Raw genomic sequence first — 25,086 nt, forward strand, 5'->3', positions numbered from 1 at the left:
CGATTACTAATTTATAATCATTATAACCTGACTTGGACTAATGTCAAATAATTAGACATGAAAATGGAAATTAATTTTTAAAATATTCTAGTTCTTTCTGATTTGGTGTTAAACCATTGTTGGCAGAATGTGGATTATAATTGTTATAAAATTGTTCGATGTATTCAAAGCAAGAGAGTTGAACTTCTTGAATGGATTGATAAGTTCTGCGATTAATTTCTCGTTGTTTAAGGTACTTGAAAAAGACCTCTGTGACGGCATTATCATAAGGATATCCTGGTTTAGAATAAGAGGGCATTAGATGATGCTCATCCAAAAGTTTTCGAAATTCTTGAGATTTAAACTGACTGCCTTGGTCAGAGTGGAATAGAATTGGTTCAGTTGGTTTCCTTGTGTTAATTGCGATGTGTAATGTATCACAGGCCAATTTGGCATCAATTTTATCACTCACTTTCCAAGCGATACATTTTCTAGAATAGAGGTCAAGAATAGCGCAGAGGTAAACATGACGTTTGTTTCCAATCGAAATATAAGTGAAATCAGTAGTCCAAACTTGATTAGGAAGATTAGGATTAAATTCTTGTTTAAGCAAGTTTTCAGAAGAAAACACAGGCGGTTTTCTTGATTTGAAACGAGGCTTAGTCGTTGACATTTTGGGGAGATTCATTGATTTTAGAAGTCGAAAAATTCGACCTTCAGAGATATTGATGCCATAATCGTGCAAAAGTATAATTTTAAAAGCTCTTGTGCCAATTCTTTTCTTGGCTTTCATATAAATCTCAAGGAGGTGTTTTCTCAAGCGTTGATTTTCTATTTCACGCTTTGAAGGCTTCTTGTTAATGAAGTTATAGTAGGTGGAACGATTGACATGTAAAACACGACAGAGCATAACTGTCGTGTGTTCAAATCGTAACGATGGATGGCTTGTACTTTTATTTGGAGTTTTGCATGAATATGGCACTTGCTTTTTTTAAGATGAGATTCCCCTCTTCTAATTGGGCATTTCTTTTTTGAAGTTCTTGAATCTGTTTTGCGGTAAGGACTGAATTGTCCTCAAGTTTTACTTCAGAGAACTGTCTTACCCATTTAGAGAGTGCAGAGCCAGAGACACCATAATCACGACAGAGGTCAGATTGAGTTTTACCTGCGAGATAAAGGTCAACGAGAGACTTTTTGAATTCGTCGTCATAGCGTTTAATTTTAGCCATAGAAAGATTTCCTTTTTAGTGTTTATTAAACAGATTATAATATACGTTTATCTGTCCACTTTTATACTATAGCTCCAAAATCATATTTTCTATAAAAATATACCAGGAATTTCGATTAAAAACACTCTAATTTTATAATTTATTTCTCATAAAGTTGGATTTTTTGCTGATTTCCACCCTCTATAAAACTTAAATCGCTCAACAGTGCGGTTTTCGCTTACTATAAGTGTACGAAAAATCTAAATTTTTCGGAAAGATAGCATTTCTGGAGTGAAAATCATAAAATTTTATTTATAAAAGAATTTTCGTAAATTTATTTCACTTTTTCAAAAATATGGTTCAATTTGTATCTAAATTTTTTTGTAGAAAATTTTTTTTATAAAACTTGTATCCTTTTTTTTGATAAAAATAGTATGATTCAATCCATTGATTTTTGGGTTGTCCTAGATGAATTCTTATTTTTGTTTTCCCAAGTTTTTTTAAATAATCTTCCACAAAATAAAGTAATTTACTCCCCAGCCCTTTATTTTTCAGTTTTGACTTTATAAAAAAACGATGTAAAAATACTTCCGATGAGTTTGGAAGTGAAGAATAAGAAATAGAACCAATAACCCTATCCTCTACATCTATTAAAAGCCAAAAACTATCTCCTTTATCAAGGTATTCTTCCTTTATATTTAGTAAGTCTGGATTAATTTCTGGAATCCTACCAATTGAATCTTTAGCTTCTAAAATCATAAATATTAAATCATCTCTATATTTTTCTTCATAAGTTATTATTTTCAATCTTTTTTCTTTCTAAAAAAATTATTTCAGGAATAATGATGTTAAGTCAATTTATTAGAGTCAAAAATTATTTTGGACAACATTATAGAGTCCGCTCAAGAACATTGATAGTAATTTTGCGATAATTTCTGAAAATATTTTTTCAGTCAGATATTACAGAAAATTTATATCAGAATGCTTTTTAAAGGGCTTAAAAGGCAAAACATGAGCTTATAGGGCGATTCAAGCATTAAAGGGAGTGAAAAATTCATTTTTCAATTTCTTTAGTGCTTGAATCGTTGGTTTGCTCAACGACAGGAACATTATTTTTTACAAAGTAAAAAATAGAGTTTTTTCAAAACTCAAATAAAAAAGTCCGGTCTTAAATTTTAAAGCCCAAAAATTTCAGATCCGACTTTTTTATTGTTTACTCATCAGATTTTTCAACGGACTAAATTTCAAAGTCATCATCACGTGCTTTATGTTTTGGACTTTGATTTTTTTGATAGGCTTCTAAACGTTGTTCTGATTTTTGATAATATTGAATGTTTTTATCGACTTTATATAAAGTATCTCGCAAATCATCACGTTCTTTTGTTAAGTTTTTAATGGTATCTCTGATAGAGGTATCTTCATAAGGCAAGGTTTTTGTTGTTTCCACGTATTCTAAAATCTTTGTGTCTAGCTTGTCTAATTGATGTTGTGTTTCTTGATAGGTGGCTTTTAACTCTTCTCCTATGGTTTCAAAACTTCTATCAAAACCAAGCCCTTGACTGATTAAGAAATCGAACTCATGAAAGACTTGTTTGAGTTTGATATTGACATTGTCAGAATAAAGAGGGATATTTCCACTTTGTCTTTGTAAATTTTTAGCAACGGTTGCCCCAACCATGATTTTATGGTTTGCCGGACTTCTTTTATCAATATACGAAAAGCGGTCGCCCTTTTTAATAAATATTTTATATTGTCCGTTTTCTAATTTATCAACACAGCGTGCAGGTATCTTAATCGTTGCTTCATTATCGAATGCAGTATCAATGGTTACAACTAAATCTTTTTCAGTTTCTTTTGTTACTTGCCAATGTTCAAGTAAAATTTCAATTTCTTTTTCTTGTCCTTTTTCTTGAATGCTTGCTTTGTCATTCCAAAGTTTCACGACTTCCTCAACGGAATAACCAATGGTGTTTCTTTCTATCTGTCCTTTGAGATTTTCCTTTAAAAATTTATCATTTTTTAAACTTCTATCTCTAATTTTTTTGGTTTGTTCGCTTCCCTCTAAAAGATAAGTGGTATATTTTTTTGTGTCGTCCACTTTTAAATTTAAGGCGCTTGCTTTTGTTTTAAAATCTTCCCACGTATGAGAATGGTTCATTAAAAATTCAAGTTTGTTTTTAATCTCTTTCCGGTAAGAATTTTGAGCAAGATAGACCAAATAATTTTTGTGAGAATTCCCTAACTTTTGTTCAGGACGGACAATAATTTTACAACCATACTCTTTAGAGATACGGTCAGAAATCTCTTTTAAAGTTTCCAAATCATTTTTATTTTGATGAAATTTATTTAAAGTTAAAGGGTCAGTTGCATTAAGCACAATATGATTATGGAGGTGTGGCTTATCGGTATGAGTGGCAATAATAAATTCCGCAGAACTTCCGAGATATTCTTTCATGGTTTTTAAACCAATTTCATGAACTTGTTCAGGCGTTAAATGGTCATCAGGAGAAAAAGATTGGACAAAATGATAACCGAAAATTTCATTTTTTCGTGGTTTGTTTTTTAAAGCGATAGCCATTGTTCGTGTCGCTAACATTTCATCACAGGTTGAGTGAATATCTAAAATGTTTTGACCGGAAACATATTCAAAGTCATTTGTTTTTTCAGGGTTCATCACATAATCAATGAGTTGGTTTAAATCTTTTGAAGAATGAACCGTTCCGTTCGATTGTTTTGGCATTTTAATGACTGTCATTTTAACTCCCCCTCTGAAATATAATGAACCACTTTTTGAATTTTATCTTCCAAATTTTCTAATTGCTTTTGATAATCAGACATCCATTCTTTTGTCTGATTATTTTTATTTTCGTTTAAGTGTTTAGCAATTTGATTGATATTATTTCCGATACGTTTTAGTTCAGATTTTGTCGAAGCAATTTCAGAAATAATATTTTTATATTCTGAAAAATCAATAGAAAAAATCTCTTTATTGCAACAGGCTCGTCTAGCAAAAATAGAAAAATTAGTGATACCAGTTTTTCTCATCATCCATTTAATTCTTTCGTCTTCTTTTTCATTTACGAAGAACCTTTTTAAAATATTTCTCTCACGATTTTTAATTTTTTTCATCTTGTCAACCTCACAAATATCTGTCAACTCTAAAAGCTCAAAATAGGGGGTGAGTGTCTTTAGCGAGCTTAGCAAGTGTGGCTACACTTACAGTAAAAAGTATTCCTCTTTCACTCACAAAAGCTAAAATTTCCAATTTTATTTTTGTTTGTTTCAGACGAATATTTTTATTTTTTGTGGTGTCCCCCAATCCCCCTTTTTGAAAAAAATTAGAGCTTAATTTCAAATTCTTTTAAGACATCTTCGTATAAATCTTTGACTTCAAAACACAAATTTTTAACTTCATCTTCAGTCAAAGTTTGAACATATTTTTTTGCGTGAATGTAATGATTTAATTCTTCTTTATCAATTAAATCTAATTGTTCATGTATCATTTCTTCTAACATCTCTATCAATACTTTTTTTGGAGTTGGAAATTTATTTGTCAGTTGAATTGCTTCTAAAATTTCACGTCCATAAAATTCAGTTTCTGTAAAATCTTCGCCTTGATAATTAATCATAATTCATTTTCTCCTTTGATTTTATTGTTTGAAAGTTTATCATTTTTTAGTTCAGTTTCTTGTGGCTTTTTTTCAGATAACTTTGTTTTTGCCTTATCAATTCTTTCTTTCATTGTCATTGATTTTTTCGGTACAGGAGCAACATATTTTTCTAATTCAATATCAATTTTTTCAATTAATTCTTTTGCGGTCGCTTGAACATTTTTCATCACATTTTCTAATTGTTCATCAGAAATTTTATCAAAGCCCCAAGAATTTAAATAGCCGATTGAATAATCTTTTGTGTCAATATTTAAATGATTAGCAACGACAAAAGCGGTAGATTCTGCTTCCAATTCTTGTAAAGCATATTTTTCAGAACCGAAAACTTCTTGACTCTCTTTGTGCAATTTTGAATGAGTGATTTCATGCAATAAAGTTTTAATTCTTTGATAACCTTTTAAGTCAGGACTTAAACAAATTTCTTTCGTTGTAGGGGAGTAAAAACCATTTGCCCCAGAACACATTTCTGGTGTTTTTAAAACCTTAATTGGTACATCACTTGCCTTTGTGATTGAGAAAAATAATTTGCGATTATCATCAGGGTTGTCCGGCACATAAGCAACTGGTTTTGGTAAATTTTCATACTCAACTAATTGGTGTGTTTCAAAAACTGTTCCTAATTTAAAAGCGTACATTTCTTGTTTTGGTTTTCCGTTTTTGTCTAGTATTTTATTTCCGTTGACATCTTTTTTATCTCTCGTACAAGGCATAAAAATTTTTAAACCATGTTCGCCTTTTTTTACATGGTAACCTTGAATTTTCCATGCTCCGAAAGAACCAACCAAACCAACATCAGGTTTTTGTTTTTGTAAAAATCTCAAATTTCTTGAAGAATAGTGAGGGCAAGAAGCGACAAATTTTAGATAGTTTTTAAACATTTCTAAATTTTTGTAGTCTGTAATATTTTCTTTGATAAGGTTAGATAAACCTTTAGTATCTTTTTTCTCTAACAATTCTTGAATGTTTGAATCAGCACCTTGTTTTGTTATTTCTATGTTTTTATCTTTTGCTTTTTCTAAATCAATAACCATGTTTTCCCTACTTTCATTTTTTGTTTTTGAAAATAAATGATTTTCGTTTTGCTTATTGTTTTCTTGAATGTATTGTTTTGATATTTGAGCAAGTCCTTTAAAATCACAAGCGTTTTTTTGAAGCATTTCATACTTATAGTGATTTTTATTTAAAATCATCTACTACTTTTTGTGCTTCTTTTTCTTTGCCTTGTTGGTCTTTCAGAATGTCAGAGATTTTGTTCTTGTCTTTGTTGGCATTGGCAATCTCTTTATTTTTATCATCAACGTGTTTGCCTTTGTCTGGTGATTTGTCATTTTTGTTCAAGTCATCAAGCTGTTTATGCAAGTCTGAAAGTTGTTTGTTCTTTCCGTCCAGTTGTTTTTGAGTATCTGATATGGCTTTTTTCAACTCATTCACTTTGTTTGTGAGGGCTTGCTTTTTATCGTCATGTTCGGCTTGCTTTGCTTGTTTGTCTAGTGCTTTGTTTGCAAAGAATTTGAGTTGTTCATTTGCCGAAGCATATTCTTTTTCGTCTATGAATAGCTTCACAATTCTATCTGACAAGGCTTGACTATCAACGGACTTGATATTCTTTTTGAGAAAATCAATATCTTTGTTAAGCAAAGCTAATCGCAAGTCTAAGCTAATGCTTTCTTTTTTAGAGGTAATATTTGCCTTTTTAAGCTCGTTTAAGGCTTCTTGTTGCTCTTTGTTGTTCATTGTATCGATTTTATCTAAAACGCTTGTGAAAGCTTTTTTATCGGCTTTTAGTGCATTCACAAATTGTCCATTTTCAAGATACATATTAACAATATCTTTTTTAGGATAATTAAAATCTTTCATCTTTTGAGCAACTTTGTCATACTTTCCGCTTGTTTCTAATTGAGTGATTATCAGTTCTTGTGATAGCTTTTCTTGTTCTGAATTTCCACGATTGATTGATTGATTAAGTACAAAACCAATGACAATGATAAACACAGTCATAAATGAAAAACCTATGATTAATATTTTTTTGATTGATATTTTTTCAAAATCTTTTCTTTCAATATAATTAGCCTTGTCATTTATTACTGTCAAGTCTTTTGTAGCTTTATCAACTTTTGTAGCTTTTCCAATTTTGGGTGGTTTGGTTTCGTTAAAATTGACTAGTATTTTATCAAAATCGGTGTCAGCTTCTAAAGGTAATTTCAAAAGTTGTGAGTGAATAAGGCTATCATTTTTATTAAATTTTGATATTTCAACTGACTTTGTGTTTAGTTCATATAATTTCAACAATTCAGAGTTTGTATCAATAACTAACTTAATTAAATCAATGTATTCTAAAGGTTTGTTATTTTCTTCTTTAAACTTCTTAATATCCGTTTTTGAAAACACATAGTAACTTTTTTTTGTCCCTAAATTCATTTTAAACCTCCTTATAGTTATATTCTCGGATAGCTTCCGCATGGTCTTAAATTTTAAAAACCAAAAATTTCAGATCCATGCTAAATTAGTTATCTAAAGCTAGTTACTGATAATGATTTTGATTATCATTGTTTGATTTAAGTTTTTCAATCGCTTCATGAATTGTCATTTTAGAATCTTTTAGAAATTCCATAAGATAGTCTTTCTCGCTATCCTCGATTTTCTTTTTAACTTCTTTAAGTTCTTGATTGATGTTATCTCTTTTTTTGATTAGAGCTTTTTGTTGCTTAATTAATGCTTCTTTTCTTTCTTGTAAGGATTGGTTATTCATTTTAAAATCTCCTTTATTTTCTCTTTTTGAGTACCTGCATATCTTTTATTTTTGTGAATGAAAGTAGGTACAGTATGAATTGTGTACTCATCAATGTAGTGTCTGTTATTGATTGGTTTAAGATTGATAAACTGTATATCTTGTTTGATTAGGTTGTGTAGATAAATTTGTTTGAATATCTTTTTACAGTCCGGACAGTCATCACGATAGAATAATTGTATTTTGTCTTTATCTATGCTTTTTATAGGCACTTGACTATGTTCGGTGCGATAAAAATTTAAACCAAGTAACAGAAAGCCTGTGAGGGCTATCACTATTGAACCTTTAATTATTTTTTGTATCAAGTTTAGTTAATTCTCCTAACACATGGAAATCAACAAAGATATTTTTTTTCTTATCAAAAGTACCAACATATTGCCAACTTGCTTCGGTAGGGTAAGTATCAATTACCATTTCTTGGTCTACAACAACAAGCACTTTCTGTAAATTATCTTTGGTGGGTTGAATATATATATCCGGACTTCCTTTAATTTTTGATACAGAACTTACACTTGCTTTATAATCTTTAGCAACTTTTTTTATGTTTTGTTCTAAGGCTTCTTCCGTCATATATTTTCCGGCTTCATCTCGTTGTTCTTTAACAGTAACGTGTTTTGTATCATATACCAAGAAAGCATTTAAAATACCTTTTGTTGATTTTTCTATTTGTTCATCTACTTTGCCTTGACCTGCTTTTTGTGCTTCTTCATTTTGCTTTTTAATTTTTTGATTTTCAGCAGATAATTTAGAGATACTGTTATTTTTTTCGTTCAATTTCATGTTCGCACTAATGCTTGTCGCAAACAGAGCTACTACTGCAATAAGCAATGCTACTCCGAAAATACCACTTAATATTTTAAAGAATTTATTTTCCATGCTGTGCCTTTCCTTGAATAAATAGAATTTGAGATACTATTTCTTTACTTAAAACTCGCCAACTACGTGTACCAGTTCCTGCTTTTACTACATTTGTTTCACTTACAAGAATAGAACCGTCAGGGTTAATATATTCAACTACTGCTATATGACCGGCTACTGGGTCAGAACCTGCTACTCCTGCCGGTACACTAGCCCCCCAACCAATTTGTGGTTTTCCTTTTTCTACTTTATAGCCTTTAGCTTTAGCACTTGCTCCCCAATTACCGCCATTTCCGCTGTCGCCACTAAACCATTCAATCGGCATTCCAATTTGAGCAAGACGATTATAAACTCCCCAAGTACATTGCCCAAAAGGATAATTATTACCTGAATAGTTTTTGTCGTCAGGCATTGGTAAAGTGAGTTTTCCAATATACTCTTTAGGCAAATCTAAAACAGGTGCTCCATTTTTACCGTTAGATGTGTTAGGGTCTACCACACAACCATTATCATCAGCAGTTACTTCGTTTGTATTCTTGCTATCATTTTTATGTGGGTCATTGTTTGGTATTACATTAGGTATAATATGGTTTGCTTGATATGGTGTTTTTCCATATTTTTTAATGGCTTCATCATCAATAAACTTATAATTTTGACCTAACGTATTATAAGCACTTAAAAGCGAGCTTAAATATTTAGGGTCTGTTGCCCAACCTCCCATATAAATTGCTGTTAAGGTTGCTTGTGGGTTTGTGTTATTGATTGCTCCTTTATACAAAGTTTGATGTGCCATGAACTCTGCTTTACCAACTATGCCTGCGTTATAGTCTTTAAAATAAGTGTAAGCTCCGCCTGTGTTATCGCCTACGCTTGTTCCTGCCTTTGTTCCTGTTATATCAATACTATCTTTGCCATACGTGGCAATTGTTATTGGAAAATCAGAAAGTTTACTTGTTTTAACTCCCCCCATATTGTGTGCTTTCCAAAAGGAAGTACCACTAGGGTTTGTAAAATTAAAACCATTTTCTACCATTGATTGAGCTATACTTGCGGACGGTAGAAAGCCTCCTGCTTTCCATGATTGAATATAGGCTTCTTTATGACTTTTAATGAAATCATCAATGCTTTTTGCCGGCTTTCCAACCTCTTCGTGTTGTGGGTCAACTGGTTTCACGCAATTATCATTTTGTCCGGTAAACACACAAACGACCATGACAATTACAATAACAAGCACTCCGACAATTAGAAAAGGAAAAGAGATAATACCTGATACGGTTGTTGCTACTGCTCCAACAACTGCCTTGCTTGCCATTGCTACATTTTTTGCTACTTTTACAGCTTCAAAGGCTATCTTTTGACTTGCTTTTTTTTCAACTCTATTCAAGTTCCTTTTTAAGAACTTTTGGTTAGGGTCTGTTTTTCTTAAATATCTTGAAAGAGTTCTACTATTACCAAAATATTTAGTTTGGAGTAGTTTTTTAGAAATAGCTCTATTAGTTTTAACAGCGACTTTCTTTCGAGTAGTATTTACTGTCTTTTTAGTATACCCAACTGCCTTTTCATCTGCACTACTATTATCTTTTTCGTTTATTTCTGAAAAACCAACAACATAAGGGTTGCTTATCTGTTTAGCTTTATTGGCAACTCTTGTGATTTTTTTTATTTTTCTAAACTTTGTTCTTTTAATAGGTTTAATGTTAAATTTAAACTCTTTTAAAGGTTTTGTAGTTTTAAATTTGATAGCTTTCGTGCTTGATTTTTTTAAGATAATCTTATTCTTAATCTCTTTGCGATTGAGTACCTTATTTAATTCTCTTTTTAATCTATCTCCATTCTTAAAAATATACTTTCCTGCCATAAAGCACCTCGTTAGTCCGTTTGCATAATCTTATATAGTTCTGTGCTACTAGGAATTGTGTTTTCAAAAGGCACAATCGCATTACCTGCAATAATTAGACCACTACCCTTTTTAGGTGTTTTTAGGTATTGTTCTTGTTGTTCTGTAATGTTGTAGTGCTGTTTTATTATTTCAATGGCAAATTTTTTCTGTTTCAAGAGAACTAAAAACTCTGAATTGAAAAACATTGACCGCCCTTCCGGTGTTTCTAGGACGGTATCAATAAACTGTGTAATACCAGTAGGGTTTCCGCCATATTTACGTATTCTTGACCAAATATCTTTGAATTTTTCACGACTTATTTCACTTGATTTTCCGGATAGTAAAACTTGAATTTCATCAAAATAAACCCACGTTGTTATCCCTTTTGCGTTGTTCTTAACCACACGCTGCCAAATGTTTTCTTCTAGTGCCATAAAGCCAAAAGGTTTAAATTTAGTTGTCAATTGACTAATGTCATATACGATAAATCTTGAATTTAAATCAACATTGGTTTCTTTTGAAAAAATATCCATTGAACCAGTGATATACATTTTAATTTTTTGAGTTAAATCTAAGGCTTCTTCATTGTTAAAGGTTTTAGTTTCTAGCACCTCGTACCATTCTAAAAGCGTTGGTTTTTCATGTTTTTGGTAAGTTTCTATTGTTACTTCATCAATAATACTTTCTTGTATTTCTGATACTGTTTCAAAAAGTGATGAAAATAAACTGACAAGAAAACTTGATTTTAAACCTACTGGGTCATCTCCGTCTTTTAAATCTTCTTTTTTTGGTAAATCTAAAATATTGATATGATGTTTAGTATTTGGTGCTATTTTAATGAGTTGTCCGTCCAATTTTTCAGGTAAATCATTGTATTCATCATCAGGAGATAACACTATTACTTCATCTTTAGGGTTTTTTAAGAGAGTAGTAACAATTTCATTTTTAGCTGTCATAGACTTACCAGAGCCGGAAACGCCAGTTATAAGCCCATTGGAATTGTCCATACTTTCATCTCGTCTATCAATTGAAATAATGTTATGAGAAAATAAGTTGATACCATAGAATTTACCTTTTTTGTGGTTAATATCAACTGTTGTGAAAGGCGAATTGACTGATAAGTTAGGTGTTATCAAATCACGTTGAAAAGTCTTTTCACAGTCTGTATAGTTCTTTCCAATAGGTAACACAGAATTTAAGGCTTCTTCTTGTAGATAATCTAAAGTTTCAAAATTTGCACCATATTTTTCTCCAAGTGCTTTAATAATTCTTGAGTTTTCAGTTCTTTCTTCTTTAGTTTTTCCTGTTATATAGACTAAAAAGATAGATGAAAACTGCTTATCTCCTGTTTCACGAACTAAATTGATAACCTCATTTAAATCTTCTTGTGTTTCTTTTGCTGTTCGTCCGATAAAATCAGGCGAATAACCGTCTTTAATTGCAATTTTTTGTTGTTTAATAACTTCACTCTCAATACTTGTTGCTTGCATTCTTAAACGTTTACTCGTTTCAATAATTGAGTAAGGGTCAGCTTGTATTGTAATCACTAATTCTTGCCCACACATGCTTAAATCTTTAAAAAGTCCATCCGATAATTCCATTGGAAACTCCTTTAAATAAAGCACCTGATTAAATCGTTCGCCAACTTCCACACCTGATTGACTAAATTTCAGAGATTGAGGGGCGATTAAATCTTTTGTCGTTAGACAAGATTTTTTTATATCGTCAAAATTTCCATATAAAGGCTTGTCATAGTTTAAAATTTTGTTGAATAAAGATAATCTCTCTAAACCTGTTTGTTGCTTAATAGGCACTTCGATAGGAGCTAGTGAGCTTGCTAGTAACGTTTCAGTATTCTTTAATTTACTTAACGCTTTTTTCTTATTTTCGGCTTTTGTTGAAATAGTAATGTAGCGGTCTATTTGATAATTGTTATAGCCATTTTGATAATTTTCGAGTATTAAATGGTTTAATTCTTCTCTTAAATAATCGTAATCATCTCCTTGTAATTCAAATTCATTTTTTTGTTGATATTCTTTACTATGAACTTTTGATACTAATATTGTTAATTGAAAATGTTCCTCGTCAGAAATAGTGTTTATCATTGAATTGTATTTTTCAAAAATGGTCTGTTTCGTTTCAATTGTCGCAGTTGCATAGTTAGTTGAACCTAGCTCATAGGTCATAGAATAGTTATCATCAACAATATTCATCAACCCATTTTCAAAAAGAGAAGTGTATTTTAACGTATTTTGACTAGAAGTTTTTTTAGCTCGATTAGCATTAGTTTTCAAACGTTTCAATTTTAACTTTTCATGCTTAGATAAAGGGGTCTGTTTCTTTGACTTTTTTTGATTGAATAAATTCTTTATGCTCATATTTTAATACCCTTTCTGTTTGATATGTCCTTACTTTAGGTGTAGTTATATATTTCCATTTTAATTTAAAATATTTGTCGCCTGTCAAGCCTTTTAATTTAAATAGTGTCATAAACAACCCAACAAACAATAACAGCAAGATAGGTATGTTATATAAAACCTCATTGATATGTAGCATGAAAGAATTTAACATCAATAGACAGGTAGCTAAAATTATCATCAATAATGCTAAAAATTGTCTGAATGTCATACCACAAACTTTTGCCTGTATTTTTGAACCGTCTTTATATACTCGTACATTAAAATTCATTTTTAACCTCCTAAACCAACGACTTCTTTTGCAATTCTTCCTGATTGAAAGACTAGAACCGCAACAACAATTGGTTTTATAATAGCGACAAGTCCTCCTGCTAGTGTTCCACTACCGTTTGGAGCTGAAAAATAATTAGATATTCCTAAAATGATTAAAATAACAAAGCCTTGCAAACATACCGCACAATATTGTTTTAAAAAGCTGATACCGATAGAGCGATATTCCCTTGAAGCGAAAGATGAAAAGGCTATAGGGGCTAGTATTGTATAGATGTACATTTGCAAAGTCCTCATTACTATAACCACTAAGACAATGATACTAGCTACCGTTCCTGCTAAATACTCAATTACCCAAGCCATAATTTTTCCTAAACCGTCCCAAATTGACGGTGCTGACGGACTTGACGGAGAAATTACATTATACGTTCCTAAATCTTTAATTAAAGAAATAGCACCTGCACTAATTGAATTAATAAAAGGAAAAATTAAATGAACGCTTGCGACCATAGCACCTGCTAAACAAGCGGTAACTCCTGCTTGTAGCATTGTGATAGGTACTACTGTTCCCTCATTATTTCTATTCGCTTCTTCAAAAATTTTTGCTATTTCAAAAATCAGGAAAAATATGATTAAATATGTTCCTACTTTAACAGTTGAACTAGAAAGTACATCAGTTACATATTTCCAAGCATTAGTGTTAAAATCGGCTTCTTGTCCTCCTAAAACTTTAAATAAGTCCATAAAATGAACCTCCTAATTTCTTTTGCTAATTATTAAAACAAAACATAACTATGGCAACAACAACACCAATAAGCAAAGCTAATAATACTAGTCCGCCTAACAGATACCCCATAATAGACGAATTTTGTTCCGAAAAAACGATTTTAAAGGCTCTTACAACCGCTCCGTCCGATGATGAATAGTATTCTTTCAGCTTTTCATTTAACTTATCCAAGTGTCCTAAATAATAAAACCATGCAATAACTAGAACAATTTCTCCAATCAGGACACCCTTTGCTTCTGATATGTCTTCTATCAAGTTTTCCATATTTTTTGCATTTCTTTTTTGTCTATCTGTATTAAAAAAATAGCTTTTTATCCGCTCTAAAAATAAATTTTTAGACCCGAAAGCTATTTTTTTAATATTAAGCTGTCGGAGGTGCTGAAAGTAAATTAACTAGTAATGTTGCTCCACCAAGTAACAAGCCACCAATAATTAGCATAATTCCTCTTGTACGTTGTCCTCCATTACTTTCTGCCATACTTTCGGCAATTTGAACAATTCCAACAATGATTAAACCGATTGAGCCTGCACCAAAGAACCAAGTCAATAACTTCTTAATTCCGTCAAGGGCGGGGTTTGATGCTAAAAATACTAGTGTGTTAGAGTGAGCTTGTACTAAATTTTCAAGTTTATTCATAATTATTTTCTCCTTTAGTCATTAAATTGGCTATAAATATTTTCTACATATTCATCATCTTTTAAAGTTTCTTCTTCAACTACATTTACAATTTTTTTCTTGTGTACTGGTTTGAAATCAAACCAATTTTCATCATTTGAACTTCTGCTCCATTCACTTGAACGTTTGTGTCCGTTAAACTTAAATTTTTTACCTTTGTACATTGGCATTGATGATATTGAAATCAAGCATTCATCACGTGGCAAGCGATTAACTTCATCTTTAGTGATTAAATCTCTTCCTAAAACATCATGATTGATTGAATATGAGCCTTGACCTCCTCTATTCTCTGTTTGTTTTCTCATATTTATTGTTTCTTTTCCGGCTCTCTCTGAAAAGAATTTTTCCGTTTCCGGCTCCGTAGAACCGGATAAATACATGATAGTATCACAGTTACCAACAAAACTTTGCCAGTCGTCTTTATATAACGCTCTAAGCTGATTAAGGTTTTGTAGAATGATATTTATACTCATTTCTCTTGAACGAAAAACAGCTAAGGCTTCTTTGATGTTCGGTATTTTACCTAAGTTTGCGAACTCATCTAGTATAAATCGAACGTGCAAGTATTCATTTTTAGGTGGGATATTATCAATTTTATATTCTAGTGTTCTAAAAGCTAAAACAAATATCATGGTCGTTAAGAAATTAAAGGTTGTATCCATGTCAGGGATAGGTAGATAAACAATAGTTTTTTTATCTATCCAACTGTCAATGTCTAGCTCATCATCATCAAGAACTTCTCGAATATCTTTTAAATCAAACATTGAAAATCTAGCGGTTGCAATTGCTAAAACACTACTTCTTGTTTTACCTTTATAGTTTTTGAAACTATTAAATTGTGTAACAGCGTAATTATCTGAACCAAAATCTTCTTCAAATCCTTCAAATGCCAGTTCTAAGGGAGAGGGTGTTTCTTCATCTGTTCTATTTAATAATCTGATTAAATCTGAAACTTCATATAATTTTGGTAACTCTATTTCTTTGTCAGGGTTTCTTTCTACTTCATCTTTATAGTTGTAATAAAGCATTGAAAATAAAGAACTCAACAATAATTCTTCTGACTTATCCCAAAAAGGTTCGCCTTTTTTACTGTTCTCTCCATTGGTCGCATCTATAATACATTGAATAACACGCTTTAAAGTAACTTCATCTCGAATATACTTAAAGGGGTTAAATTTGTTTGAATTGGAAAAGTCATTTACGTTAAAACATTTAATGGTATATCCGTGTTCACTCATCATTTTTCCTGTTTCATGTAGTAACTTCCCTTTAGGGTCAGTAACAACATAAGAAGAATGTAATTGAGATAGGTTAGGTTTGACAAACATTTCTGTCTTACCTGCACCTGCTCCGGCAATTAACAAGATGTTTTTATTACGTTGATATTTAAAAGGCATTGAATGAGTAGGTAAACTCATTTTTATATCTTTAGAAAGAATGATATTCATATCTTCTTCCGGTGGTGTTTCGCCTTTTTTTATTTTAGGTGGTTTTGCTTGAAAAGGTTTCAATTGACCTTTAGTTGCCCAAGTTGCTGAACCATACTCTTTACCTTGTCTATATTTACCTGTACCCAAGCTAAGAATTAGTATTAAACCTCCAATAAATAAACCCAGTAAGAATAGTAATAAAGGATAGGTTTGAATACTGAAAAATAAATAAGGAGAACTTGTTACTTTTTCTAAACAATTTATAAGTTTGTAAATTCCGTCAGATTTTTCTAAAAGGAAATAGTAAGTAAAATGATTGAAAAATACACCTATGAAAATTGCCAAGATTGATAAAAGTATTATTTTTGTTTTTTTAACCATATCATTTATCAGACTTACATTTCTAAGTCCATTCCTTTCCCTTTACTTACTGCTTTATTAACTCCTTTAGCTTTTAACAATTGTTGTTCTTTTGCTTTAGCATTAGCGATACGTTCCTGCATCGTTTTTGATTTTCTAGGTTGTTTTGTCAAGACATGCTCTTTTTTGATGTATTTTTTAGGGTTTTCTTGCATATCGTGCATAATTTTTTCCGTTGTGGCTAAAATCATGTTTTTATCTTTAGCATGGAAAAGGAGTTCTGTTTTACCGTCAGGTAATTCTCGTGTTTTAAAATCCACTCCATTTTGTTTATATTCTTTTTCTAATGCTTTGATAGCCTCTTTATTCTCTGATAGATTTTCATTTAACACTTCACTTGTATTAAATATTGGTTTATTCAAATGTTTTATGCGACCATTCAAGACTTTAGAAACTCCTTTATATCCATTAGTTATAGTGAACCGACCAATACCAAGAACTACTCTAACTGCTTCTTCATCATTCATTTTTCATCTCCTACTTTCCGCTTATTTCTTTAATATCTGATAATACTAAAATTCCATAAATTGAAATAAATTCTAAAATTACAATTATGGAAATTGGTAACAAATACCAATTTGCGAAGGCTTCCCAAGTCATTCCACAATTAAAAAGATGTGGTATTGGTTGCGGATATTCATTAGGTGTAAAATAACTCCACTTGATAAATTTGTGAGCTGTAATCAATGCCACAACTTCCCCATATATCCATATTGTCAGTGCTCCGACAGGGATAAAAGTAAATAACATAGGAAAGAATTTTTTTAGCATAGACATAAAAATATTGCATACTAGTAAAATCAAGGAAAAAGGTATTAGTATTATTAAAGAAAGTTTACCTAGTATATTCTGTATTTTTTTCATAACTATCACTTCTTTCATATACCATAGTATAATTGGCATGTACTAATATTTTGATTATTCAGACTATTTTCATTAAATTTTTTAAGGCTAATAGCACTTAAAAAATGTTAAGATTGAAAGAGGTAAAAACAAAGTGGTAGTTTGTTTTGTAGACCACGTTAAGAGTTACCTCTCTTAGGTGGTCGCCCTCTTTTTTTGTATTCTTTTTAATATGATTCAAGCCTTCATCTGAAATTAACCAAATTCGACCTTGTTTTTGAATCATTGTACTTTTAAATAGTTCAGGTCTATCTTTCATACTTTTATACAAATACGAATGGCTTTTTCCTAGTTTTTTACTACCCTCTGAAAATGTATACCAATTATTTTCTTTCAATGTTTACTCCTTTCTATAACTACTATTATATACTTATTATCAATCTAAATTAACATTACCGTTGCGTTGCGGTTACTTTTATATTACCTTTATCTTAATTGTCTGATAATTCAGAATTGCAAGGCAACAACATCTTTTATAGATATACCAATTCCGCTTTGCAAGCGGACTGCTTCTGTCGTCAAGCAGACCAACGAGCATGAACAAAAAGACTTGCCAAGAAAAACCTTTGACAAGTCTTTTTGTTCATAACTTAACGTTATTTACTATGATATACCGAAAGCAAGTACCAATGCAGGTAAAATGTTGTTTAAAAAGTGTATAGCTATACTAACTTCTAATCGTCTTGTCTTAAAGTAAGCTATAGCACAGGTCAATCCAATTAAACCATAAATAAGAAAACTGATGATGTTTGTTGGGGAGTGCATCAACCCAAAAAGCACACTACTTACAATAATTCCAACAACTGGAAGGTCTTTAAATAAATAGCCGACAATTCCTCCTCTAAATACGATTTCTTCCATTATTGGAGCTGCGATACCAATAAGTAAGATAATTAATAATGGGTTTTCACCTGTAAAAAGTTGTCCTATCGCTTCATCATTTGCCGTCTGTGTGACTCCTGTGGCATTAAGCAATAATGTACCACCAATTCCGATAGTCCGAGCAATTAGAGTACCCACTAAGATGTATATAATGTTTTTCTTAGTGAGGAAATCTTTGCTTGGCGTTAAAAAACCTAACTTTTTACCTAAATACATTAATAAGTAGATGTTCCCCACAATAAATATAATTAGAATGAGTACAGCTAGTAAGGATAACTTGTGTGCACCGGTTTCTAAAGAAAAACCTTTTGCTCCACCATAAACAGCCATCCCTATTTGACTGAGTATTGCAAGCCCCAATACAATAAAAAATTTCTTAATATAATTCAAAATTCTTTTCCAACTTTCATTAATAGATTAAATTTAGGGTACTGGAAATTTTTATACCAGAACCTTTTTTATTCTTTGTAAATTCAAATATAGATTATTATTATTTTGCTCGTAAGAAAAAGAGTATAAAGCCATTATCCGATTTTGTAGTAACTGCATTAGTTGGTAACACTGTCAAAATAAAGAACAGTAACCCTATCGCGTATGTCAAAAATGTGAATATTGCACTTCCGCCGCTTTGTTGTAAGGTACTTATTGTTTCTGTGTAACTAGAAGCAATGGATATGCCCCATAAAACTAAAAATCCTCGCCCTCGTAAACCAGCATCTCGATAGCGTCTCACAGCCATAGCGAGGCTTGGGAGAAATAATGATATCCCAATAATAGCCATAATAAACAATGGAATAATAAAGCTTTCAAACGTAGAAGCCAAAACATCAGTTTCGTTTGCACTCCCTGAAATACTCATATCAGAACCAATTGCTACATAGACAAAAAAAATAATTGGAACAAATGAAATAATCATTAAAATTAACGTCATCCACCAATATCCAGCTCGAGTCGTTCTTCCCTTGAAATCAATATATCCAATAAAAAAATCCTTCAATGCTCGTCCAAAACTCACTTGCCCAGGAACTTCATTTATTTTTTCCATAATTAAAAATCCTCCTTCTTCTAAATCAATCATAACAAAATAAAGAATAAAAAGAGAATCCTATAGATTAATTCTCTAACATCCAACCCCAAAATAGCTATTTTATTAGTCATTTGTTCATTATTAATGCTTAAACCATGAGACGAGCATTGTAACAACGAAAGCTAGTATGCATAAGATGGTTCTGTTGCAAAGTTTTCCAAAAAATCTATTTTAATGTAAAACTTTGCAACAGAACCCTTACACACCACTCCAAAATTGGGTGGTTTTTGTGCTTAAAAAAATGTATCAGAAGTCGGCTAGCCGACAACAAAAAAGGGCGCTCATTTTGAGCACCCACTTCCCATTTTATAATTAATTTTGTATCTCACCAGTCTCTTTGTTTATGTCCTCTCTGCCGTACTTACGTTCCTGATAAACGGCATCAAAGTATAACTTACTAGACATTATTAACATAAAGGTAAGGTCTGTCTGACGATTCCTGCGGAAAGTTTTGGCAACTGCAGTTGCCAAAATTGGGCGTTTGCCCCGGACCCCAAGCAAACAAAAAAGACAGTTTCCTGTCTCTTTTGTTCTCTGCTTTTAGTAAATGACTATTTACTTTCAAAATTTGACCAACCATATGGAGAACCACCGGTTCCTGGGTTAATTTGCATTATTTTTCGTGCTTCTTCAAAAAAAACAAGCACATCATCTGAATGAACAAGGTACTGTAAACTAGAAATTAATTCACTGATTTGGGGATCAAAATTTCTACCCTTTTCAATATTGCTTTTTGCAATCAGAAAAAGCTTCTTTTCTTCGCTTGAAATATTATTGCTAGTTAAAATCCCATCAATAATTTTTAATAAATATTTTTGATTATCTTTTAAATTAGGGTAAATATATTTTGTCAATCTAATTCACCCCAATCCACCCATCCATTAAGCCAATGAAGAACATCATTCATACTTTGATTATTAGGATAACCACCCCCAACTATTTCTGAAAGTTCTTCATCAGATACAATTTGAAAATTTGTTTGAATTTCCATTTTCTAACTCCTTTGATATTGTTAATGATTTGATTATAATTCTTTAATTAAAAAAATCATTAACAATTGTTAATAAAAAAATTATCAAGAATAATTTCACTAATTTAGCTGTAAAAATAGAATCACTAAATTATATTTATAAAATTTCGTCTGTTTCCTCGTCGATTTTAGAACCATATTTACGCTCTTGATAAACAGCATCAAAATACAATCGGACTAATCCAGTATGTGAACGTAAAACAGAATTAATAACTTTCATACTTGGCAAGTTATGCTCTGAACCATGATTTCTAACAAACCTTCTTAATTCTCGCATATTAGCAATTGGACTACTCTTAAATTGACTTAACGTCATAATTGAACTAGTTCACAACATTGAGGTATAGAATGCTAAATAAAAATACTTACATCAACTATTATGCTTTACAAACTAGTGTTTTATGTTATAATACTAATATGCAATGCAAGATAGTTAAGAAGAGGAGTAAAACTTGTCTCAAACAGATATTTCTAGTCAAATGCTTAAAGGAATTCTACAAGGCTGTTTGTTAATTTTAATTAATCAACGACCATATTATGGCTATGCGATCAGTCAGGAACTTTCAAAGTATGGGTTTGCTGATATTCCTAAAGGAACAATTTATCCATTGCTAACCAGTATGGAAAAAAAAGGATTAATCCTTGGTAAAATTGAACCATCTAAAGAAGGGCCACAACGAAAATATTACTATATAACAGATACTGGTAAACAAGCACGAAAAGTATTTCTCGCTAAATGGAATATACTCTCACTTAGTGTCAATGATTTAATTAATGAAAGAAGGAGTGATTTATGAACAGTGATAAGTTAATTAATGAAAATAATCAACTACGGGAAAATTTAAACTCAGAAAACAAACGATACTATGAAGATTTGTTAGTCTATATTCGTAGTAAATCAACGTTCAACAGAGAAAAAGATGTGGAACAACTTTTGTTAGACATGTTGCATGACTTAATCGATGCTCAAAGTAATGGAGAATCTGCCGAGTTCTATTTTGGTAGAGACCCAAAGTCTTTGGCAGATGAGATCCTTAAAACATTACCTAAACATTTTTTTGATATTTTTAAGATAGCTTGTTATATCGTGATTGGTTATGTTATTTTCTTTACTATTCCCAATATGGTGTCTCCTTCATCGAAATTAGATCTTGGTAATTTAATAATATTTGGAATACTTGGTTTTATATTTTCAATTACAGCTTTATGGCTAATAGGAAAAGAAACATATCAAACAAATAAAATAAAAAAATACACTAGTTATGCTTTTGGTATTGTAATTTTTGTTAGCCTAATCATCGGGAGTATTTTTTTTAAAACACCACTTTCTTTTAGGATACCGGGTTGGTGGGGAATTGGTATTATCTTAATCTTATTAGTTATCACAACAATAATATTCATAATTGAGCGTAAACGAATGCCATTTCTGATTACTATTTATGTCTTAATTATAATTGATGCGATACTTGGAATTGGTAGTCGAATTCCGATCCTTGATGATTTACTAACACAACCAATATCAAAATCAACGGCATTATGGGTTATAATAATTGGCGGACCTATTGTTGCAATTGTATGTGGAGTCGGAACTTACTACTATATCATGAGAAATGAAGATTAAAGTTGAAACAAAAAAACAGATTGTTTTAAAATGTAAATCTGTTTTTTTGTTTGGTCTGATTTTATCACACCAATTATGTGATCAGAAAATGACCATTTTATGAACATTCAAACATTCACTTGAATATAGATGAATGTTCTGATATAATACATTCAAACAAACATTTGAATGTAAAGGAATGATCGTATGAATAATGAAATTTGTGAAATAACTTGTATTCATGAAGACAAAGTTAATCGTGCTAAATCTAAACTAGCAAACTTTGATACTCCGTCAGTAAGTGGTTTCTTTAAAATATTGTCAGATGAAAATCGACTTAAAATTGTACATGCTTTAGTTCATGAAGATGAGCTATGTGTTTGTGATATTGCTAATATCATTGATGCTTCGGTCGCAACAACTTCACACCATCTGAACTCCTTAAAAAAATTGGGAGTAGTTGATAGTCACAAGGATGGTAAGTTAGTCTACTATTTTATTAAAAATATCAAAATCTTAAATCTTATGGAGCTTGGCGTAAATTTTAAAGAAGAGGTGCTAGCATGAGTGAGAAAATGACCGAAAAAACCTATCGAATAGAAGGATTAAGCTGTACAAATTGTGCAGGTAAATTTGAAAAAAATGTAAAGCAGTTGCCAGGAGTTACGAGTGCAACAGTAAACTTTGGTGCAAGTAAGATTTCAGTAGAAGGCCAAACAACAATTGAAGAACTCGAAGAAGCGGGAGCCTTCGAAAATCTTATCATTCGTGATGATCAAGAAAATGATGAACAAGTTAGATCAAAAGAGTCTTTTATTAAACGGAATATCGCTTTAATCATCTCTCTTGGTTTTATACTTGTTGCTGTGATTTCCCAACTATCATTGGGCGAAGATCATTTATTAACGAAAGCTCTTTATATATTGGCAATAATAATTGGTGGATTTGATTTATTTAAAGAAGGGTTCTCTGATTTGATCAAATTGGACTTCTCCATGGAATCTTTAATGACTATTGCAATTATTGGGGCCGCATTTATTGGAGAATGGGCCGAAGGTTCTATTGTAGTAATACTATTTGCTATTAGCGAAGCTTTGGAACGATTTTCAATGGATAAAGCAAGACAGTCGATTCGTTCTCTTATGGATATAGCTCCCAAAGAAGCTCTTATCAGGAGAAACAATGTAGAGCAATTAGTCAGTGTCGATAAAATCGATATCGACGATATTATGATCATTAAACCCGGACAAAAAATAGCCATGGATGGGCTTGTTATCAACGGTCATTCTTCAGTAAATCAAGCAGCAATAACAGGAGAATCGGTTCCTGTTGAAAAACAGTTAGATGATGAAGTGTTTGCAGGAACACTAAATGAAGAAGGTGTTCTTGAAGTCAAAGTAACAAAAAAAGTAACGGATACAACGATTGCCAAAATCATTCACTTAGTTGAAGAAGCGCAAGGAGAACGAGCTCCTGCACAAGCCTTTGTAGATAAATTTGCAAAATACTATACGCCATTCATAATTATTATGGCCCTTTTGATAGTGGTTGTTCCTCCGCTATTCTTTGGTGGTGACTGGAATAAATGGCTTTACCAAGGGTTATCCATTTTAGTTGTCGGATGTCCTTGTTCATTAGTGATCTCAACACCTGTTTCAATTGTTTCGGCTATTGGTAATGCAGCAAAAAATGGTGTTTTAGTAAAAGGCGGAGTCTATCTGGAAGAAATTGGTCATTTGAGAGCAATTGCTTTCGATAAGACTGGAACCTTAACAAAAGGAAAGCCTGTCGTAACGGATTTCATTGCAACCAGTTCTGAAACTGATATAAATTATCTATCGATTATTTCATCGTTGGAATCTCTTTCTCAACACCCATTAGCTTCTGCTATTTTAAACGAAGCGGATAAAACTAATGTGGATTACAAGTCAATACAAATCGAGGATTTCCAATCTATCACAGGTAAAGGACTTACAGGTATACATCAGAACATACGTTACTATATTGGAAGCCCTAAACTGTTTTCTGCATCAGTAATCGAAGAAACAGCGGTCAAAGTACAATACAGACAATTTCAAGAACAAGGGAAAACCGCCATGTATTTCGGTACTGACGAACAAATTTTAGGAGTAATTGCTGTCGCGGATGAAGTAAGAGATTCAAGTACTGCCGTTATTTCTGAACTCCACAAGTTGTCAATTGAACACACTATTATGCTTACTGGTGATAATACTAAAACCGCTGAATCTATTGGTAAGCAATTAGGTGTGACTGAAATAAAAGGAGATCTAATGCCTCAAGAAAAATTAGATTCGATTAAAGTATTGCGGACAACTTATAATAAAGTAGCAATGGTGGGCGACGGCATTAATGATGCACCAGCATTAGCTGCATCGACGGTTGGTATTGCAATGGGCGGTGCAGGAACAGATACGGCTCTCGAAACTGCTGATGTTGCTCTAATGGGCGACGATTTACAAAAATTACCATTCATTGTTAGACTTAGCCGTCAAACTCTAAAAGTAATTAAGCAAAATATCACCTTCTCATTAGGTATAAAACTATTAGCTCTACTACTAGTCATACCAGGTTGGCTAACACTATGGATTGCTATTGTAGCAGATATGGGAGCAACGCTTTTAGTAACATTAAACGGATTACGATTGATGAAAGTTAAATAACACAACAAATAAAAGAAGGCATGTTTATAAGCGTGCCTTCTTTTTATGATACTTTTTAGTTTTTTTGAACGCTAGTTATGAAGCAAACTATGCGCCATTTAAATATTAAAATGACAGTCTAACCTTATTAAGTAGGTGTTCCCATTAATACTTTGATTTCCTTAGATAATAGAAAGGTCCAGAGAAATAAAATAAGATCTTCAAATTATAAATTTCATCTCTTTAAAAATTAGGTTCTGTTGCAAACATTTATTCCACGATCATATAACAATTTCTGAACTTCACGATAGCTTAGATTGTAACGCAGGTAGTAACCAACAGCGACAATAATGACGTCTTTTTTGAATTGTTTGCCTTTAAAATGATTCATTACTCTGTCCTCTCTGTCTTTTTTCTCAATTTTACACTAAAATAGATTTTTTGGAAAACTTTGCAACAGAACCGAATAAACAGTCAAGTGGCGTCTGTAACATAAAGAAAAACACAGTAGACTATGCTTAGTTTTCTGTGTTTTTTTCTA

27 protein-coding genes and 3 pseudogenes are annotated in these 25,086 nt (G+C 31.7%); 4 read left to right on the top strand and 26 right to left on the bottom strand.

Annotation, left to right across the window (positions count from 1 at the left end; genetic code table 11):
• Positions 1-70: 70 nt before the first annotated feature.
• From HFD15_RS12975 to HFD15_RS13100, 25 genes and pseudogenes are all read right to left on the bottom strand, one after another.
• Positions 71-1,208: pseudogene (locus HFD15_RS12975) on the bottom strand (IS3 family transposase).
• Positions 1,209-1,547: 339 nt separating this feature from the next.
• Entirely contained in the window at positions 1,548-1,994 is a 447-nt protein-coding gene (locus HFD15_RS12980) for a GNAT family N-acetyltransferase (RefSeq protein ID WP_167593678.1), read from the bottom strand.
• A 430-nt stretch (positions 1,995-2,424) separates the two neighbouring features.
• On the bottom strand, positions 2,425-3,942 hold the full coding sequence (locus HFD15_RS12985; protein WP_167593679.1) for a relaxase/mobilization nuclease domain-containing protein: 1,518 nt from the start codon (positions 3,940-3,942) through the stop codon (positions 2,425-2,427).
• Entirely contained in the window at positions 3,939-4,316 is a 378-nt protein-coding gene (mobC, locus tag HFD15_RS12990) for a plasmid mobilization relaxosome protein MobC (protein WP_104143655.1), read from the bottom strand. The genes HFD15_RS12985 and mobC overlap by 4 nt, the downstream gene beginning before the upstream one ends.
• 209 nt (positions 4,317-4,525) lie before the next feature.
• Entirely contained in the window at positions 4,526-4,816 is a 291-nt protein-coding gene (locus tag HFD15_RS12995) for a hypothetical protein (RefSeq protein WP_104143649.1), read from the bottom strand.
• Entirely contained in the window at positions 4,813-6,015 is a 1,203-nt protein-coding gene (locus HFD15_RS13000; protein ID WP_238785372.1) for an ArdC-like ssDNA-binding domain-containing protein, read from the bottom strand. The genes HFD15_RS12995 and HFD15_RS13000 overlap by 4 nt, the downstream gene beginning before the upstream one ends.
• A 19-nt stretch (positions 6,016-6,034) precedes the next feature.
• On the bottom strand, positions 6,035-7,276 hold the full coding sequence (locus tag HFD15_RS13005) for a conjugal transfer protein (protein WP_238785373.1): 1,242 nt from the start codon (positions 7,274-7,276) through the stop codon (positions 6,035-6,037).
• Positions 7,277-7,379: 103 nt separating this feature from the next.
• Positions 7,380-7,607, bottom strand: coding sequence for a hypothetical protein (locus tag HFD15_RS13010; RefSeq protein ID WP_167593680.1), 228 nt, complete (start codon positions 7,605-7,607; stop codon positions 7,380-7,382).
• Positions 7,604-7,951 carry a thioredoxin gene (locus HFD15_RS13015; protein ID WP_218976155.1) on the bottom strand — a complete coding sequence of 116 codons (348 nt, stop codon included), beginning with the start codon at positions 7,949-7,951 and terminating at the stop codon, positions 7,604-7,606. The genes HFD15_RS13010 and HFD15_RS13015 overlap by 4 nt, the downstream gene beginning before the upstream one ends.
• Positions 7,932-8,522 (bottom strand): hypothetical protein, encoded by a 591-nt coding sequence (locus HFD15_RS13020; RefSeq protein ID WP_163656689.1) that lies wholly within the window; start codon positions 8,520-8,522, stop codon positions 7,932-7,934. Before HFD15_RS13020 ends, HFD15_RS13015 begins: the two co-directional genes overlap by 20 nt.
• On the bottom strand, positions 8,512-9,816 hold the full coding sequence (locus HFD15_RS13025) for a CHAP domain-containing protein (protein ID WP_167593687.1): 1,305 nt from the start codon (positions 9,814-9,816) through the stop codon (positions 8,512-8,514). Before HFD15_RS13025 ends, HFD15_RS13020 begins: the two co-directional genes overlap by 11 nt.
• A 557-nt stretch (positions 9,817-10,373) precedes the next feature.
• A complete protein-coding gene (locus HFD15_RS13030; RefSeq protein ID WP_238785374.1) occupies positions 10,374-12,686 on the bottom strand; it encodes a VirB4-like conjugal transfer ATPase, CD1110 family in 2,313 nt (770 codons plus the stop codon).
• Between the two features lie 16 nt (positions 12,687-12,702).
• On the bottom strand, positions 12,703-13,071 hold the full coding sequence (locus HFD15_RS13035; protein ID WP_032398579.1) for a PrgI family protein: 369 nt from the start codon (positions 13,069-13,071) through the stop codon (positions 12,703-12,705).
• 2 nt (positions 13,072-13,073) lie between these two features.
• Positions 13,074-13,814 (bottom strand): hypothetical protein, encoded by a 741-nt coding sequence (locus HFD15_RS13040; RefSeq protein WP_012477771.1) that lies wholly within the window; start codon positions 13,812-13,814, stop codon positions 13,074-13,076.
• A 25-nt stretch (positions 13,815-13,839) separates the two neighbouring features.
• Complete coding sequence (locus HFD15_RS13045) at positions 13,840-14,121, bottom strand: hypothetical protein (RefSeq protein WP_181022889.1); 282 nt, start codon at positions 14,119-14,121, stop codon at positions 13,840-13,842.
• A 97-nt stretch (positions 14,122-14,218) separates the two neighbouring features.
• Positions 14,219-14,494, bottom strand: a complete 276-nt coding sequence (locus HFD15_RS13050; RefSeq protein ID WP_181952286.1) for a hypothetical protein — start codon at positions 14,492-14,494, stop codon at positions 14,219-14,221.
• Between the two features lie 14 nt (positions 14,495-14,508).
• Positions 14,509-16,344 carry a VirD4-like conjugal transfer protein, CD1115 family gene (locus HFD15_RS13055; RefSeq protein WP_104143637.1) on the bottom strand — a complete coding sequence of 612 codons (1,836 nt, stop codon included), beginning with the start codon at positions 16,342-16,344 and terminating at the stop codon, positions 14,509-14,511.
• A 14-nt stretch (positions 16,345-16,358) separates the two neighbouring features.
• The gene (locus tag HFD15_RS13060; RefSeq protein ID WP_058225190.1) at positions 16,359-16,850 is read right to left on the bottom strand and encodes a hypothetical protein; all 492 of its coding nucleotides are present in this window, start codon (positions 16,848-16,850) and stop codon (positions 16,359-16,361) included.
• 10 nt (positions 16,851-16,860) lie between these two features.
• Positions 16,861-17,247, bottom strand: coding sequence for a hypothetical protein (locus HFD15_RS13065; RefSeq protein WP_167595248.1), 387 nt, complete (start codon positions 17,245-17,247; stop codon positions 16,861-16,863).
• A 97-nt stretch (positions 17,248-17,344) separates the two neighbouring features.
• Positions 17,345-17,623 (bottom strand): hypothetical protein, encoded by a 279-nt coding sequence (locus HFD15_RS13070; protein WP_058225188.1) that lies wholly within the window; start codon positions 17,621-17,623, stop codon positions 17,345-17,347.
• 266 nt (positions 17,624-17,889) lie between these two features.
• Positions 17,890-18,558 (bottom strand): CPBP family intramembrane glutamic endopeptidase, encoded by a 669-nt coding sequence (locus HFD15_RS13075; RefSeq protein WP_167593682.1) that lies wholly within the window; start codon positions 18,556-18,558, stop codon positions 17,890-17,892.
• A gap of 100 nt (positions 18,559-18,658) precedes the next feature.
• Positions 18,659-19,213, bottom strand: coding sequence for a DUF805 domain-containing protein (locus HFD15_RS13080; RefSeq protein ID WP_167593683.1), 555 nt, complete (start codon positions 19,211-19,213; stop codon positions 18,659-18,661).
• Between the two features lie 593 nt (positions 19,214-19,806).
• The gene (locus HFD15_RS13090; protein WP_011834671.1) at positions 19,807-20,109 is read right to left on the bottom strand and encodes a hypothetical protein; all 303 of its coding nucleotides are present in this window, start codon (positions 20,107-20,109) and stop codon (positions 19,807-19,809) included.
• The gene (locus HFD15_RS13095; protein WP_081041458.1) at positions 20,106-20,246 is read right to left on the bottom strand and encodes a lactococcin family bacteriocin; all 141 of its coding nucleotides are present in this window, start codon (positions 20,244-20,246) and stop codon (positions 20,106-20,108) included. The genes HFD15_RS13090 and HFD15_RS13095 overlap by 4 nt, the downstream gene beginning before the upstream one ends.
• Before the next feature lie 136 nt (positions 20,247-20,382).
• A pseudogene (locus HFD15_RS13100) lies at positions 20,383-20,571 on the bottom strand (replication protein RepB); the annotation flags it as partial.
• Positions 20,572-20,764: 193 nt separating this feature from the next.
• On the opposite strand from HFD15_RS13100, the gene HFD15_RS13105 reads away from it, so the two are divergent.
• The 4 genes from HFD15_RS13105 to HFD15_RS13120 all read left to right on the top strand — a co-directional run bounded on the left by HFD15_RS13105 (position 20,765) and on the right by HFD15_RS13120 (position 24,566).
• Positions 20,765-21,082, top strand: coding sequence for a PadR family transcriptional regulator (locus HFD15_RS13105; protein ID WP_046124268.1), 318 nt, complete (start codon positions 20,765-20,767; stop codon positions 21,080-21,082).
• A complete protein-coding gene (locus HFD15_RS13110) occupies positions 21,079-21,906 on the top strand; it encodes a hypothetical protein (protein WP_058224192.1) in 828 nt (275 codons plus the stop codon). Before HFD15_RS13105 ends, HFD15_RS13110 begins: the two co-directional genes overlap by 4 nt.
• A 186-nt stretch (positions 21,907-22,092) precedes the next feature.
• Positions 22,093-22,452, top strand: a complete 360-nt coding sequence (locus HFD15_RS13115) for a metalloregulator ArsR/SmtB family transcription factor (protein WP_003726380.1) — start codon at positions 22,093-22,095, stop codon at positions 22,450-22,452.
• A complete protein-coding gene (locus HFD15_RS13120; RefSeq protein WP_167593684.1) occupies positions 22,449-24,566 on the top strand; it encodes a heavy metal translocating P-type ATPase in 2,118 nt (705 codons plus the stop codon). The genes HFD15_RS13115 and HFD15_RS13120 overlap by 4 nt, the downstream gene beginning before the upstream one ends.
• Before the next feature lie 232 nt (positions 24,567-24,798).
• On the opposite strand, the pseudogene HFD15_RS13125 reads toward HFD15_RS13120, so the two are convergent.
• A pseudogene (locus tag HFD15_RS13125) lies at positions 24,799-24,936 on the bottom strand (IS6 family transposase); the annotation flags it as partial.
• Positions 24,937-25,086: the final 150 nt, after the last annotated feature.

It is taken from the genome of Lactococcus sp. EKM203L, from assembly GCF_011800585.1.
In the GTDB taxonomy this organism is placed as follows: Bacteria; Bacillota; Bacilli; order Lactobacillales; family Streptococcaceae; genus Lactococcus; species Lactococcus lactis.